The sequence below is a fragment of the Acidimicrobiales bacterium genome (assembly GCA_036270875.1).
Lineage (GTDB): Bacteria > Actinomycetota > Acidimicrobiia > Acidimicrobiales > AC-9 > AC-9.
The window spans coordinates 20,333-35,331 of record DATBBR010000078.1; the positions used below are offsets into that span (position 1 = coordinate 20,333).

The following is a 14,999-nucleotide window of genomic DNA, read 5'->3' on the forward strand; positions in this document are numbered from 1 at the left end:
AAACACACCGTTCACCCAACGGTTACATGAGCGTTTCCCAATGTATGACGAAGTGTGTAAGGATGAGATCGCTGTACCGGGGGGAGCGCTGGGAGCAGTGATCACGTCTACGAGATCCGGAGACAGCACGTGGGTTTGGCGGTCCTCTTCCCTGGACAGGGAGTGCAGACACCTGGCATGGGTCGTGAGTGGCAACACGATCGAGCCTGGTCGGTCGTCGAGCGGGCGGAGGAAGCCCTCGGTACGCGGCTGGCGCCGCTCCTGCTGGAAGACCCGGCCGCCGTCCTCAACCGGACGCGGTCGGCCCAGCTCGGCGTGTTCCTGGCCTCGCTGCTGGCCTGGGAGGCGACCAAGGACCGCCTCGGCGAGCCGACCGCGTTTGCCGGCCACTCGCTCGGCCAGGTCACGGCGCTGGTCGCGGCCGGGATACTGACCCTCGAGGACGGTGTCCGCCTGGTGGACGCCAGAGGGCGGTCCACCCAGGAGGCTGCCCTTGCCCATCCCGGTCGGATGGCGGCCCTCCTCGGTGCCTCGACCGACGACGCCGCCCGGGCGTGCTCGGCGGCTGACGGCGCATGCTGGTTGGCCAACGACAACGCGCCCGGTCAGCTCGTGGTCGGCGGCACGCCGACGGGCGTGGACGCCGCCACGCGCCACGCGCTCGACAACGGCGTCCGTCGGATGATCTCGCTCAACGTGGAGGCGGCGTTCCACACGCCGCTCATGGAAGACGCCTGCGATCCCTTCGCCCGAGCGCTGGAGTCCGTCCCGCTCCGACCCTCTGCTGCACCCGTCGTCTCGAACGACGACGCGGAGATCTACTCGGACGGCGACAGCTGGCGGCGGCGACTGGTGCGCCACCTCGTCTCCCCGGTCCGGTGGCGTCAGTCCATCCACACCCTCGTCGAGCTGGGCGTCAAGAAGTTCGTGGAGCTCGGTCCCGGCTCGAGCGTGTCCGGGATGGCACGGCGGACCGTGCCGTCAGCACTGGTCGTGACCGTCGGCACGCCCGCTCATCTGCCCGCGTTGGGAGAGGTCGTCTGAATGCACGCGCACTTGTGCCGCGGTGAAGAGCTGCACGTCGGCGAGCGGGTGATCATCGCCCCTACCGCCGGTCGGTTCCGGCCCGTCGCCCCCGCGGGGGCCGGCGACGACGCCGGTCGGTTGGTCGCCGGCCAGCAGATCGGCGTGCTCGACCTTCCCGACCGGACCCGGCCCGTCCACAGCCCCTTCGACGGCCGGCTCATGGGCATGCTGGCCCACACGGGCGAGCGGGTCCGGGAGGGTCAGCCGTTGGCCTGGCTCAGGGTGGCGTGATCGTGACCCAGGTGGTGGCCGGTGGCTGCGGCATGGCCGTTCCCAACGAGCGCCTGACCAACCTCGATCTGGAGGCCCGCCTGGACACCGATGACCGCTGGATCGTCGAGCGGTCGGGGATCCGGGAGCGACGCGTCGCCGGACCGGGCGAGTCGACCTCGACGCTGGCCATCGCCGCCGGAGCGGCGGCGATGAAGGACGCCGGCCTCACGCCAGATGACATCGAGGTACTGGTTGTCGCCACCGCGACGCCCGACCAACCGTTGCCGGGCGCCTCGGGGCTCGTCGCCGACGGGTTGGGCCTGACCTGTGGGACCTTCGACCTGGGCGCCGCCTGCGCCGGCTTCACCTACGGCCTGGTCGTGGGGACGTCGATCCTGGCCGCGGGCGGGGGACGCGCCGCGCTGGTGGTGGGGGCCGACACCTTCACCCGCATCGTCGACCCGGCAGACCGCAACACCGCCGTGCTCTTCGGGGACGGCGCCGGCGCCATGAGCCTGATCGCCGGGCCTGGTGACAAGGAGGGCCCTGGCGTGCTGGCGTGGGATCTCGGCTCGGACGGCACGGGCTACTCGCTGCTCGAGGTCCCCGCCGGCGGCAGTCGGACGCCAGCCACCGTCGAGACCGTCGCAGCAGGCGGTCACTGGTTGCGCATGGACGGTTCGGAGCTGTTCCGCCGGGCGGTGCGGGTCATGGCCGACTCGGGCGCCGCGGCGCTGGCCAAGGTTGGCCTGGCGCCCGACGACGTGGCCCTGTTCGTGCCGCACCAGGCGAACGTTCGCATCATCGACGCCTGCACAGCGCGGCTGGGAATCGATCGCGGGCGTGTGGCGGTCAACGTGGACCGCTACGGCAACACGTCGGCCGCATCGGTCCCCCTCGCCCTCACAGAGGCGGTCGAGGCGGGCCGGCTTGCCGACGGCGACATCGTCCTGCTGGGCGGCATCGGCGCCGGCCTGACGTGGGCCAGCGTCGTCGTCCGATGGGGACGGCCCTGAATCGCACGTACGAAAGGAGCAACGACCTATGGACAGAACTGAGATCTTCGGTGCGGTAACCGAGCTCGCCGTCGAGGTCCTCGGCGTGGAGCCGGACGCCGTCGTCGACGAGGCGCGGTTCAAGGAGGATCTCGACGCGGACAGTCTCGACCTGGTCGAGCTGGTGATGGCGCTCGAGGAGCGGTTCGACATATCCGTGCCCGAGGACGATCTCGAGAACGTCCTGACCGTCGGGCAGGCGGTGGCGCTCGTGTCGGACAAGCTCTCGGCGCGGGCGTGACGCCACAGACCGTCGACGCGCGAGGCCGACCTCGGGTCGCCATCACCGGCATGGGGGTGAAGACGCCCGCCGGCCAGGATCTGGAGACCTTCTGGAGCGGCCTGCTCGCCGGCCGGTCGGTTGCCGCGCCGATCGTCGGCCTCGACGATGCGGACCTGCCGGTCCGTATCGCCTGCCAGGTGCACGGCTTCGATCCGGCCCGCTACCTGGACGCCAAGGAGGCCCGTCGCGTCGATCGCGTGGCCCAGCTCGGGTTCGCGGCGGCCGCCGATGCCTTGGACGACGCCGGCCCGATGACGGTCGACCCCGCCCGCTGCGCAGTCGTGGCGGGCACGGGCATCGGCGGTCTGAGCACCCAGGAGGAGCAGGAGCGGATCTTCGTCCACCGAGGCGCCAGCAGGGTCAGCCCGTTCCTGGTGCCGATGATGATGCCGAACGCCACCGCGGCCCTGATCAGCATGCAGCTCGGTTGGACAGGGCCGAACGTGTGCGTCGCCACCGCCTGTGCCGCGGGCGCCCACGCCGTGGGCGAGGGCGCCCGGTTGATCCGCGACGGCTCCGCGGACGTCGTGCTCGCCGGTGGATCGGAGGCCCCGATCAGCCCCATCGCCCTCGTTGCCTTCGCGCGCATGGGAGCCCTGAGCGGCCGCCAGGACGCACCCGCCCTGGCGTCTCGGCCCTTCGACATCGACCGGGACGGCTTCGTGATCGGCGAGGGTGGGGCGTTCACGGTGCTCGAACGCTGGGACCAGGCCGCGTCGAGGGGAGCCCGCATCTGGGGCGAGGTGGCCGGGTACGGACGCAACGCCGACGCCTACCACGTCACTGCTCCTTCCCCGGGCGGTGGGGGCGCGGCGTCGTGCATCCAGATGGCGCTGCGGGACGCGACTCTGGAGCCGAACGACATCAGTCACGTCAACGCCCACGGCACGTCGACGCCGCTCAACGACGCGGCCGAGGCCGAGGCCATCGTCAAGGTGTTCGGCGAGCACGAGCTGCCCGTGACCTCCATCAAGGGAGTGACCGGCCACCTGATCGGGGCGGCCGGCGCCGCCGAGGCGGTGGCCAGCCTGCTCGCGGCCTCCAACGGCCTGGTGCCGCCCACCGCCAACCACGAGCGCACCGACCCGGCCCTCGACATCGACGTCGTCGCTGGCCAGCCCTGGGCGGTCGCCTCCCGGCCCGTCCTGTCGACCTCGTTCGGCTTCGGTGGCCACAACGCCGCCCTGATCCTCTCGCCGGCGGCGTGAGGTCCGAGGAGCTCACCGGCCGGCCGGTGTCGATCGACGCCCGACGGGCGCGGCGCTCGGCCCTGGAGGCCGGGCAGGGCTCGGTGGTCGAGGCCCGGCTGGACGACATCGACGGACGCCCGGTCGCGTTGTTCAGGCTCGAGGGTGGGCCACACCGCGGCGCCCTCGGCCCGGCCGAAGGCGAAGCCATCGAGCGCCTGGTGCAGGTGGCCATGGGTGAGGGCGTGCCCATCGTCGGCGTGGTCTCCAGCTCGGGCGCGGACATGGACGAGGGGATCGCGTCCCTGCACGCCTGGGGGCGGGTCGCCAGCCGCCTGGCGCGCGCGTCGGGCACGGTGCCGATCATCCTCGCCGTCATCGGCCCCTACGTCTCGGGACCGGCGCTGCTCGCCGGCATGGCCGATCACGTGGTCATGACCGTGGATGCCTTCGCCTATGTCACCGGGCCCCGCGCCGTCGAGGGCTTCACGGGCGAGGTCCTCGATCCCGTCGGCCTGGGTGGCGCCGCCGTGCACGACGCCAAGAGCGGCGTCGTGTCGCTGCTGGCAGAGGACGAACACGACGCCCTGGCCGCCGTCGCCGATCTTCTCGCCTACCTCCCCGGCAACACCATGGCGGAGCCGCCGCGCGCCACCACTGACGATCCGGTGACCCGGGACTGCGTCGCCGCGGCATCGGCGGTGCCAGCCGGGTCCCGAGCCGTCTACGACATCCGCGCCGTGGTGACCGACGTGATCGACGCCTCCAGCTTCCTCGAGGTGCGGGCCCGCTACGCGCCCAACATGGTGACCGGCTACGGCCGCCTCGACGGGCGGCCCATCGGCATCGTCGCCAACCAACCCCATCACCGAGCGGGCACGATCGACATCGAGGCGTCGCGCAAGGCGGCGCGCTTCGTCCAGGCGTGCGACACCTTCAACATCCCGCTGCTCACCATCGTCGACACTCCCGGGTTCGAGCCCGGAAAGGACCTCGAATGGCGGGGGATGATCCGCCATGGGGCCGAGCTCGTATTCGCCTACGGCGAGGCGACGGTACCCCGGCTGTGTCTCGTGGTGCGCAAGGCCTACGGCGGCGCCTACATCGTGATGGACTCGCGCGGCCTGGGAAGCGACTTCTGCGCCGCCTGGCCGAGCGCCGAGATCGCGGTCATGGGGGCCAAGGGCGCCGTGCAGATCCTCTTCGGACGGCAGCTCGCGACGCTCGACGAGCACGCCCGAGAGCAGGAGAAGGCGGCCCTGGAGGCCGAGTACACGGCCCGCTACTGCGCCCCGTACGTGGCCGCCGAGCGGGGCTACATCGACGACGTCATCGATCCGCTGCAGACCAGGCGGGTGCTGGCCGGCGCGCTCGGGCACCTGGCGGCCAAGCGCGAGCACCTGCCGTCCCGCCGTCACTCGAACACGCCCCTCTAGGTCGAGGAGGGACAGCAATGCTGCTTGCCGACAAGAAGGTCCTCGTCACCGGGGTGCTCAGCGAGGCGTCGATCGCCACCTCGGTCGCCCGCTTGGCACAGGAACAGGGGGCCGACGTGGTGCTCACCTCGTTCGGCCGGGCCCTGAGCCTGACGCAGCGGGTCGCCCAGCGCCTCCCGCGGCCAGCCGACGTCGAGGAGCTCGACGTCACCAGGCCCGACCACCTGGCCGACCTGACCGCGAGGCTGGAGCGTCGGTGGGGCCGCATCGATGCCGTCCTGCACGCCATCGGGTACGCCCCGCCCGTCTGTCTGAGCGGGGACTTCCTGGCCGCCGACTGGGAGCAGGTCGGCACGGCGCTGCACGTCTCCGCCTACTCGCTGAAGTCGCTGGCCGAGGCGACCCTGCCCCTCATGAAAGAGGCGGGCGGGGCCATCGTCGGGCTCGATTTCGACGCCCGCCAGGCGTGGCCGTCGTACGACTGGATGGGAGTGGCCAAGGCGGCCCTCGAGTCCACCACGAGGTACCTCGCCCGCGATCTCGGGTGCTACCGGATCCGGGTCAACCTGGTGGCCGCAGGACCTGTGCGCACGGTGGCCGCACGCGGCGTGCCCGGCTTCGCCGAGCTGGCGGACGCCTGGTCGTCGCGGTCGCCGCTGCCCTGGCGGCCCGAGGACGCAGGCCCGGTCAGCAAGGCCTGCGTGGCGTTGCTGTCCGACTGGTTCCCGGCCACGACGGGCGAGATCGTCCACGTGGACGGCGGCTTCCACGCCGTGGGGGCGTGAGGGTGGTGTACCAGCTGACCAAGTCGCTGGTCAGCGCGGCGCTCCGCCGCTGCTACCGGGTCGACGTGAAGGGGCTGGCCCACGTTCCCGAGCGCGGGCCGATGGTGCTGGCCGCCAACCACCGGTCGTTCATGGACTCCATCTTCCTGGCCCTGGTGACACCCCGACCGATCACGTTCATCGCCAAGGCCGAGTACTGGGACAGCTGGCGCACGGCGTGGATGTTCCGGGCGACGGGCCAGATCCCCCTCCGCCGGGGCAGCGCCACCGGCGCCCGCGAGGCCATGGTCCGCGCCGGCCGGATCCTGTCCGGACACGGTGTCATCGGCATCTATCCCGAAGGCACGCGGTCGCGGGACGGGGCACTGCTCCCTGGGAACACCGGAGCGGCGCGCCTGGCCCTGGCCTTCGGGGCGCCCATCGTGCCCGTCGGCCTGATCGGCACCGAGGCCGTCCAGGCCCCCGACGAATCGCTCCCCCATCTGTTCAGGCCCGTAACCGTGCGCTTCGGCCCTCCCCACCGCCTGCCGGCCCCGGAGCGGGCCCGGCGCCGCAAGGCCGAGCTTCAATGCGCCACCGACCGCCTGATGCACGCCATCGCGGACCTGTCGGGCCAGGAGTACCGGGCCGGCGCGTCCCCCGAGCACGTGCTCGGCGCCGATGTCTGAGCGCGCCATGGCCGGGCTGCTCGACGAGCTGGCCCGGCGCCGGCAGGAGGCCAGGCACGCCGGCTCGGAGAAGGCGGTCGAGCGCCAGCGGGCCAAGGGCAAGATGACGGCTCGGGAGCGGGTCGAGTACCTGCTCGACGCGGGATCCTTCCATGAGCTGGGCATGCTGGCCCGTCACCGGACCAATGGTGTGGGCCTGGACGGCGACCGGCCCTACACCGATGGGGTCGTGACCGGCTTCGGCGCCATCGACGGGCGCAAGGTGTGCGTGTTCTCCCAGGACTTCACCGTCTTCGGCGGGACCCTCGGTGAGGTCACCGCCGAGAAGATCCACGCCCTGATGGACCTGGCCACCTCGATCCGGGTGCCGCTGATCGGCATCAACGACGGCGGCGGGGCCCGCATCCAGGAGGGCGTGGTCTCACTCGACGGCTACGCCAAGATCTTTCGGCGCAACGTCCTGGCGTCGGGGACGATCCCTCAGATCAGCGTCATCATGGGGCCGTGCGCGGGTGGCGCCGTGTACTCGCCCGCCATGACGGATTTCGTCTTCATGGTCCGTGAGACCGCCCACATGTTCATCACCGGTCCCGACGTGGTGAAGACGGTGACCGGCGAGGACCTGTCACTCGAGGAGCTCGGCGGCGCCACGACCCACGGCACGAAGTCGGGGGTGGCCACGTTCGTCGCCGCCGACGAGAAGGCCTGTCTCGACGACGTCCGCAGCCTGCTCGGCTACCTCCCCGCCAACAGCCGGGAGGCGGCACCCATCGTCGACAGTGGCGACGACTCTCGGCGCCGGACGCCACAGCTCTCCGCGCTGATGCCGTCTCGGTCGGACCAGCCCTACGACATGAAGCAGGTCGTGACGGCCGTCGTCGATGACGGCGAGCTGCTCGAATACCACCGGGACTGGGCCACCAACCTCGTCTGCGCCTTGGCGCGGATCGGCGGCCGGGTCGTCGGCGTGGTCGCCAACCAGCCCCAGGTGCTGGCGGGCATCCTCGACATCGACGCGGCCGAGAAGGGTGCCCGCTTCGTGCGCACCTGCGACAGCTTCAACATTCCGGTGGTCAGCTTCGTCGACGTACCCGGCTTCATGCCGGGCAGCGACCAGGAGCACGGAGGCCTCATTCGCCACGGAGCCAAGCTCCTCTACGCCTACTCCGAGGCGAGCGTCCCCTGTATCCAGGTGATCACCCGCAAGGCCTACGGCGGCGCCGGTGTGGTCATGGGCTCCAAGTCGCTCGGCAGCGATCTCGCCTACGCCTGGCCGTCAGCGGAGCTGGCCGTGATGGACCCGGAGGGGGCGGTCGACTTCCTCTACCGCCGGGAGCTGGCCCGACAGCCGGACCCCGCTCGCCACCGGGCGACGCTCGTGGCCGAGTACCGGGACCGCCACCTCAACCCCTACCTGGCCGCCGAGCGCGGCTACGTCGACGACGTCATCGACCCCGCCGACACCAGGGCCGTTCTCAGTGGCGCCCTCGACCTGCTCTCGACCAAGGTCCAGGAGCCGCCGGCACGCAAGCACGGAAACGTCCCCCTCTGACCGGGCCCCCATTGCCGCGAACGCGGGGCGGTCAGGTATCGGTGTCGCGGACGACGTGGAGCCCGGTCTGGTCGAGGCGCCCGAGTCGTGCCCGGGCCCGGTTGGCCTGACGACGGGCTCCTTCCAGCGCCTTTCGGGCAGCCCGGCGGTCCGTCTCGGCCTGCGCGGCCTCGGCGGTCGCCGTGCGCAGCCGATCGTCAGCGCGGGCAACCTCCTCCTCCAACGCTCGGACCCGCTGCTCGGCGTCGGCCTTGCGCCCCTGGGCTTCCTCGGCGGTCCGCTCGGCCCTGGAGAGGCCGTGATCCGCCCGCTCGACGTCGGCGTCGGCGTCCTCCAGGGCCTCGCGGGCGGCGGCGATCTTCTCGTCCTCCGGGGGCCGACCCTGCTTGCTGTCGTCGGGAGCCAGCCCTGGGATCCCCGTCGACGAGCGGACGGCGATCTCCGGCGCCGCCAGGGAGCCGCTCAGATCGACGGGACCCATGCCGGCGTGGCTGATCGAGCGCAGCAGCCGGCCCGAGCGAACTGCATCTGCGGCGCTGGGGTCGGTCAGGGCGGCGTCGAGGGTGCTCTCCACGTCTCGCTGGACGGCCTGGCTCACCGACTGACCTCGCTCCTGGGCGATACGGCGCGCCTCCTGGCCGAGAGCGCCGAGCACCTGGTGCCGTTGACGACCGAGCCGGCGCAACTCGTCGCCGGCCAGGTTCGCCTGCGCGTCCCGGAACGACTGCCCGAAGCTCAGCAGCCGCTCGATCTCCCCGGGGCGATGGCGGACGAGGACGTTGACCACCCAGGCGGCGGCCGAGGGTCGCTTCAACCCCTTGACCTGGTCGGCGAGCGCCCGGTCACCGGCGTCACGGGCCTCCCGGGCGCGTTTGTCCCGGATGGCGACGAACTCGGCGGCGTCGACCCCGTAGAGCTCGTCGACCACGTCCTCGAGGGCCATTCTTCGAGTCTTGCCCAGGATCCGCCGAAGGGTCAGCCCTTCTCGGCGACCATGAGGGCGTAGCTGGCGACGCCATCCCGCACGGCACGCGCCGCCGTGGCGGTGCGCTCGCGAGCCAGCTCGAAGTCGAGTCCTGCGAGCGCCGGCCCCTCGGCCACACCGACGGCTGCCAGCCCGGCGTCGATCTGCTCGATCATGCAGGCCAGGGCCTCGTCGTGAGCCTCGACGAAGGTCAGCTCGAGACCGGCGGCGCCCAGCAGGGAGCGGTATGCCGACACGGGTCGGGCATCGGCGAGACAGGCGGCCCATCCCGCCAGGCTCCCGAGCTCCTCGTCGAGCGGGTCGGGGTCGAGGGCCACCTCGCTGATGCCAACCCGCCCTCCCGGCCGCAGGACCCGCGCCATCTCCGCCGCCGCCGTCGACTTGTCGGCAAAGGTGCAGAACGCGCACTCGGAGATGAGGACGTCGACCGACGCGTCGTCGAACGGCAGACGCTCCGCGTCACCCGTCCAGAAGGTGACGCAGTCGTCGAGCTCGAGCTCCGCCGCCTCGGCGTTGGCCCCCGCCACCAGCTGGTCGGCCGGATCGACGCCGTCGACGTCGACGCCGAACTCGCAGGCCAGCAGGAAGGCAGTGGCGCCAGGACCACTGGCGAGGACGGCAACGCGCATCCCCGGGCGCAGTTCCAGGGCGCGAGCCAGTCGCCGCGTCAGGTCGGTTCCCCCTGGGTGATAGCTGTCGCCCAGGACGAGCGAGACCACATCGCGCTCGTCGGACAGGGCGCGGCACAGCTTCAGCTCGTCGATGATGGCCGCCCCCTTGGCATTGCTGAGATCGCCGGTCCGCTTTCCGCCGATGTGACGGTATCGATGGCCAGTGACGTCGTCAAGAGTCACGTTCTGTGCGAGGCTCTGCGGCATGTGCCGAAGCATCGTGACGCTGAGAGGCCCGACGGAGGCGAGCGACGAGGAGGTCAGGGCGGCTGCGCTCCAGTTCGTTCGCAAGGTCTCCGGCTACCGTCAGCCCTCCCAAGCCAACAAGGACGCCTTCGAGGGCGCCGTCGACGACATCTCGGAGTCGGTGCGTCGCCTCCTCACTGACATCTCCACCACCAGCAGGCGCTCCGCCTGACACGGCGATGTCCCCTATGACGAGACGCAGTGGAAGGTTCGCTGGATGGCGTCCTCGATCTGAGCGGGCAGAGGGCCGAGCTTGGTGTCGTGATGGCCTCGGATGCCTTGGAGCTCGGTGACAGCCACGTAGCCCGCCGCCACGAGGCCGCTGTCGGTGCCGGGCGGAGGCGGCAGACCCGGCGATGTCATCTCGAGCTGAAGGTGTCCCCCGGCGGCAGGGACGAAGCCCGCCTGGGCGATCCCTCCGCTGGCGACGGTGGCGATCCGCACGCCGCGCAGCCAGCGCAGGGCCAGGTTGGGGACGTTCACGTTGAGCACGATCGGCTGGTTCAAGCCGCCGACGTCTCCCAGCCACTCGACGATCGACCCTGACACCGCGGCCGCCGTGGACCAGGCCGACTCGGCGCCGTGGGCGAGGCTCACGGCGACGGCGGGGAAGCCGAGGTTGGCGGCGGTGAGCGCGGCTCCGACGGTCCCCGAGTGCAGAATGGCCCCCCCGGTGTTGGCCCCGGCGTTGATGCCCGAGACGACGAGCGCCGGCGGTATCCCGAATCCGCCCTGGCACGCGGCGAGCACGGCCAACGCCGGCGGGCCGTCGATGGCGTAGGCAGGCACGTGGCCGAGGTCGCCCACCCTCACCTCCTTGAACGCCACCTGTCCGGTCAGATGGATCGGACCGATGGCGGCGCCGTTGCCGCTGCAGTCATGGGCGGGGGCCGCCACGACCACATCGTGGCCCTGGCCGTCGAGGGCGGTGGCGAGCTCATCCAGGCCGCGAGCATCGATGCCGTCGTCGTTGGTCACCAGCACTCGCACAGAGGCGTTCCTCTCGCTCGGCTCGCTCGGCCTGTGGCTGATGGCGACGATACGAGGACAAGGTGGCGGCAGCTCGACCAGGAGATGGCCGGAGCCCCACGCAGGGACGAAACCTCGGTGACGAGCCGCGTCGGTCAGCCGAGGTGGTACAGCGTCCCGCTGCCGCTGCCGCTACCGCCGTAAGCCGAGGCGGGGACCACGGTGCCGTTGGCCGTCACCCACTGCTCGATGGCGGAACGGTCGGCGTTGCCCGCTTGGTTGGCGGTCCCTGGTGGGCCGCCGGCGCCTCTCGGGCCCGCAGCGGAGCCGCCGAAGCCGCGGGGGAAGCCGCCTGGGAGGCCGCCGCCGAGTCCAGGGGCGAAGCCGCCGCCCCCCGGGGCCCCGCCGCCGAGCAGGACATAGTGGACCTGGCCTGACGACACCAGCGCCTGCAGTTGGGCCAGCGTGGGAGCTGGATCGGAGCCGTTGAACCCACCCATGGTCACGACCGGTTGGCCCGACGCCAAGATGATCGGCGCCGACTGCTGCGAGCCGCTGACGGCGACGAGGTACTTGGACGAGCCCTGGTGGGATCGGAGGTACGAGATCAGACCGGCGCTGACGGTGTCCCGGCCGGCCAGGCCACCTCTCGCCCCGGCGGAGGGCGGGGCACCGAAGCCGCCGATGCCAGGCGGGGCCCCACCACCGGGACCGCCGCCCTGAGCACCGGCGACCCGGGCGGGGCCCGCCGAGGCGAGCGGTCCCGTGGTCGGCCCACCGACCGTGGTGAGGGAGTAGGCGGCCGGGCCGGCCAGCAGGCTGGCGGCGGCCACGAGTCCGGCACCGGCCGCCAACAGGCGGGCGCGGGTGTAGCCGAGGGCGACAAGCCCGAGCACGATGGCCGAGCCGATGCCGCCGACGAGGATCAGCGGCCCCAGCCACGTGTCGTAATCGGCCGTTCGCCCCAGCAGGACAGCAGCCCACGCCGCAGTGGCGATCACGGCCCCGGGCAGGATCCACGCGAGCCAGCGCGTCTGACGCCCGGCCCGCCACATGGCGAGCGCACCGGCACCTGCGGCGGCCGCGACGGGAGGCGCCAATGCGACGGTGTAATAGGGATGCCAGATGCCCTTGGCCTGGCTGAACACGGCCATCTCCACCACCATCCAGCCCCCGAACAGGATCCACCCGGCTCGGGCCAGATCAGTGCGGCCGGCCCGCCGGGTCAGCCAGAGTCCGGCGAGGAGACCGACGACGGCGAAGGGGATGAGCCAGGAGATCTGGCCGCCCACGATGTCGTTGAACATTCGCAGCACGCCCGGAGAGCCACCGAACCCCGCGCCGCCGCCTCCTCCACCGGGCCCCGCACCGCTGGAGCCGAAGACCCGGGAGAAGCCGTTGTACCCGAAGATGAGGTTCAGCTCGGAGTTGTCGGTGCTCCCCCCCACGTAGGGCCGCGACCCCGCCGGCCACAGCTGGACCAGGGCCACCCACCAGCCTGACGACACGACCAAGGCGAGACCCGCCCAGAGGAGCTGGACGACCCGGCGCTTGAGCGGGTTATCGGCGCAGATCAGGTACACGAGCCCGAAGGCGGGCAGGACGATGAAGGCCTCGAGCATCTTGGTGATGAAGGCCAAGCCGATCAGCGACCCGCACAGCACGAGCCACCTGGTCCTGCCCGACTCGAGGGCAGCCCACAGGGCGGCCGCCGACGCCACGAGCAGGAAGGTGAGGAACGCATCAGGGTCGTTGAGCCGGAACATGACAGTCGCCACCGGCGTCACGGCGAGCGCCAGGGCGGCCAGGACGGCTGCCAGCTCCCCCGCCCACTTCCGCACCGTCCGGTGGACCAGGTACACCGAGCCGATGCCGGCCAGCGCCTCGGGAAGGAGCATGCTCCACGAGCTGAACCCGAAGATGCGGCCCGACAGCTCCATGACCCACAGCGAAGCCGGCGGCTTGTCCACGGTGATGAACGATCCCGGGTCGATCGACCCGAAGAGGAACGCCTTCCAGCTTTCCGTGCCGGACTTGACTGCGGCGGCATAGAAGGTGTTGCCCATGCCGTTGCTCGACAGGTCCCACGTGTACAGCCCCGCGGCGACGACAAGGATCGCACCGAGAGCCGGGAGCGCCCAGGCCGGCCGCCCGGAGCGTATCCACCAGGCCTGCCGCTCGGGCGGCGCCGCGGATGACGGGTCCGTGTGCGGCTCGCGGCCGGGCTGGCTGACGATGACGCTCGGCATGCTCATGACTCGGCGCTCCTGGCACGGGAGGCGTCATAGCCGGGCCGGCCCTCCGGGCGGGCCCGGCCGCGGAAGGCCCAGGCCCGCAAGAGCACGAAGCGGATGAAGGCGACGACTCCGTTGGCGAGCAGAAGGGCGACGCCCTCGGCGGCAGCTGACGTGGCGCCTGCGCCGACCGCCACGGCCAGGCCGAAGGTGGTCGCCACGAGGCTCGCCGCCAGGACGGCCAGCGCGCCCACGACCTGGTCCTGACGACCGAAGGGCCGGCGCCCGGCGAACGTGAGCCGCCAGTTGGCGGCGGTGTTCGGCAGCCAGCAGATGAGGAGGGCGACGGTGTTGGCGGCAAAGGCACCGAGCGCGGGCCGGAGCGCCAGCCACAGCAGCAACCATGCGGCCGTGCTGAGGACGCCGATGCGGGCGAAGCTCGCCAGCTCGTCGCCCGGGTACGGGCGCCCAAGACCGGCCGCCGGGGCCCCGGCTCCCCCTCGCCCCGAGGCGGATCCGCGAACGAGGCGCCCGATGCCCCTCAGGTCGGCGGCAGCCGTCTGGGCGATGTCGACGCCCGAGTCAGTGCCGTCGATCCAGTCGACGGCGACCTCGTGGATGCGGAGGCCGTTGCGCTCGGCGAGGACGAGGAGCTCGGTGTCGAAGAACCACTCGTCGTCCTCGACCAACGGCAGCAGCGCTCTGGCCGCGTCCGTCCGGACCGCCTTGAAACCGCACTGCGCGTCGGTGAAATGACTTCGCAACGCCGTCCTGACGATCAGGTTGTAGCAGCGGGAGATCACCTCGCGTTTCGGCCCTCTGATCACCCGCGCCCCCGGCGCCAGGCGCGTGCCGATGGCGAGGTCCGAATGTCCGGAGATGAGCGGGGCGACCAGCGGGAGCAGCGCGTCCAGATCGGTGGAGAGATCGACGTCCATGTAGGCCACCACGCGCGCCCGACTGGCGGTCCACACTGCCCGAAGCGCCCGGCCCCGGCCCTTGCGATCGAGGCGCACGGCCCGCACGCCCTCGAGCTCGCCGGCGAGGCGCTCGGCGATCGACCAGGTGGCGTCCGTGCTGGCGTTGTCGGCGATGGTTACGACCGTCGAGAGCGGAAAGCGGGTGTCGAGGTAGTGGCGCAGCCGTCGCACGCTGCGCTCGAGATGGCGCTCCTCGTTGTTGACCGGAACGGCGATCTCGACCGTGGTGGTCGCGTCTCGCGCCTCGGACGGATGCTGCACATCCTGAGCTGTGGACATGGCGACACGATCGAGCACCCACCTGGGCATCAGCTGAGCCCACCGTGGGCGTCTACTCACAGCTTCGGGCCGAAGCGCCGCCAACGCGATTCAAAGGCTTCTCGTGGCTGTCTCCCAGCAGATCCCCAGGCTCGCCCGCCAGAGTGTGCACGTCCGGAAGGGGTGAACGATGCGGCTATTCAGATATCCAGACGATGCACCGGAGGAAGTGGGCGCTCCCGACGACTCCCGACAGCCACCAGGCGGCTTTCGCGTCCTCCGCGACCAGTGGGAGGTGCAGGAGGCGCTCAGTCGGGCTGCCGCCCAGGACCGGGACCTCCTGGACCGGCTCGCCCGCCGGGCTCAACGCTACGAAGCCGGCGGCCGCTGA

The 14,999-nt window shown here is 71.6% G+C and carries 16 protein-coding genes; 11 read left to right on the forward strand and 5 right to left on the reverse strand.

Annotation, left to right across the window (positions count from 1 at the left end):
* The first annotated feature begins 129 nt into the window (after positions 1–129).
* From VH112_09415 to VH112_09455, 9 genes are read left to right on the forward strand one after another with little or no spacing between them, the layout of a single operon-like run.
* Positions 130–1,044 (forward strand): ACP S-malonyltransferase, encoded by a 915-nt coding sequence (locus VH112_09415; GenBank protein HEX4540451.1) that lies wholly within the window; start codon positions 130–132, stop codon positions 1,042–1,044.
* Positions 1,045–1,317, forward strand: coding sequence for a hypothetical protein (locus tag VH112_09420; GenBank protein HEX4540452.1), 273 nt, complete (start codon positions 1,045–1,047; stop codon positions 1,315–1,317). It begins immediately after the preceding gene.
* On the forward strand, positions 1,314–2,315 hold the full coding sequence (locus VH112_09425; protein ID HEX4540453.1) for a beta-ketoacyl-ACP synthase III: 1,002 nt from the start codon (positions 1,314–1,316) through the stop codon (positions 2,313–2,315). The genes VH112_09420 and VH112_09425 overlap by 4 nt, the downstream gene beginning before the upstream one ends.
* A 28-nt stretch (positions 2,316–2,343) precedes the next feature.
* On the forward strand, positions 2,344–2,595 hold the full coding sequence (acpP, locus tag VH112_09430; protein ID HEX4540454.1) for an acyl carrier protein: 252 nt from the start codon (positions 2,344–2,346) through the stop codon (positions 2,593–2,595).
* Positions 2,592–3,845, forward strand: coding sequence for a beta-ketoacyl-ACP synthase II (gene fabF / locus VH112_09435; GenBank protein ID HEX4540455.1), 1,254 nt, complete (start codon positions 2,592–2,594; stop codon positions 3,843–3,845). Before acpP ends, fabF begins: the two co-directional genes overlap by 4 nt.
* Complete coding sequence (locus tag VH112_09440) at positions 3,842–5,260, forward strand: carboxyl transferase domain-containing protein (protein ID HEX4540456.1); 1,419 nt, start codon at positions 3,842–3,844, stop codon at positions 5,258–5,260. Before fabF ends, VH112_09440 begins: the two co-directional genes overlap by 4 nt.
* 17 nt (positions 5,261–5,277) lie before the next feature.
* Positions 5,278–6,045: an enoyl-ACP reductase FabI gene (gene fabI, locus VH112_09445; protein ID HEX4540457.1), complete on the forward strand. Its 768-nt coding sequence runs from the start codon at positions 5,278–5,280 to the stop codon at positions 6,043–6,045.
* A gap of 5 nt (positions 6,046–6,050) precedes the next feature.
* Entirely contained in the window at positions 6,051–6,713 is a 663-nt protein-coding gene (locus VH112_09450) for a lysophospholipid acyltransferase family protein (protein HEX4540458.1), read from the forward strand.
* Complete coding sequence (locus VH112_09455) at positions 6,706–8,265, forward strand: acyl-CoA carboxylase subunit beta (GenBank protein ID HEX4540459.1); 1,560 nt, start codon at positions 6,706–6,708, stop codon at positions 8,263–8,265. The genes VH112_09450 and VH112_09455 overlap by 8 nt, the downstream gene beginning before the upstream one ends.
* Before the next feature lie 31 nt (positions 8,266–8,296).
* On the opposite strand, the gene VH112_09460 is transcribed toward VH112_09455, so the two are convergent.
* Positions 8,297–9,208: a hypothetical protein gene (locus VH112_09460; protein HEX4540460.1), complete on the reverse strand. Its 912-nt coding sequence runs from the start codon at positions 9,206–9,208 to the stop codon at positions 8,297–8,299.
* 32 nt (positions 9,209–9,240) lie between these two features.
* The gene (locus VH112_09465) at positions 9,241–10,128 is read right to left on the reverse strand and encodes a methyltransferase domain-containing protein (GenBank protein HEX4540461.1); all 888 of its coding nucleotides are present in this window, start codon (positions 10,126–10,128) and stop codon (positions 9,241–9,243) included.
* Between VH112_09465 and VH112_09470 the strand changes: the two genes are divergently transcribed.
* The gene (locus VH112_09470) at positions 10,127–10,339 is read left to right on the forward strand and encodes a DUF2277 domain-containing protein (GenBank protein HEX4540462.1); all 213 of its coding nucleotides are present in this window, start codon (positions 10,127–10,129) and stop codon (positions 10,337–10,339) included. The genes VH112_09465 and VH112_09470 overlap by 2 nt on opposite strands.
* A gap of 14 nt (positions 10,340–10,353) precedes the next feature.
* Here the strand turns inward: VH112_09470 and VH112_09475 are convergent, their stop codons facing one another.
* The 3 genes from VH112_09475 to VH112_09485 form a co-directional block, all read right to left on the reverse strand.
* Complete coding sequence (locus tag VH112_09475) at positions 10,354–11,157, reverse strand: 5'/3'-nucleotidase SurE (GenBank protein ID HEX4540463.1); 804 nt, start codon at positions 11,155–11,157, stop codon at positions 10,354–10,356.
* A 134-nt stretch (positions 11,158–11,291) separates the two neighbouring features.
* Positions 11,292–13,391, reverse strand: a complete 2,100-nt coding sequence (locus tag VH112_09480; protein ID HEX4540464.1) for a glycosyltransferase family 39 protein — start codon at positions 13,389–13,391, stop codon at positions 11,292–11,294.
* A complete protein-coding gene (locus VH112_09485) occupies positions 13,388–14,659 on the reverse strand; it encodes a dolichyl-phosphate beta-glucosyltransferase (protein HEX4540465.1) in 1,272 nt (423 codons plus the stop codon). Before VH112_09485 ends, VH112_09480 begins: the two co-directional genes overlap by 4 nt.
* Positions 14,660–14,798: 139 nt before the next feature.
* Between VH112_09485 and VH112_09490 the strand changes: the two genes are divergently transcribed.
* Positions 14,799–14,999 (forward strand): hypothetical protein, encoded by a 201-nt coding sequence (locus VH112_09490; protein HEX4540466.1) that lies wholly within the window; start codon positions 14,799–14,801, stop codon positions 14,997–14,999.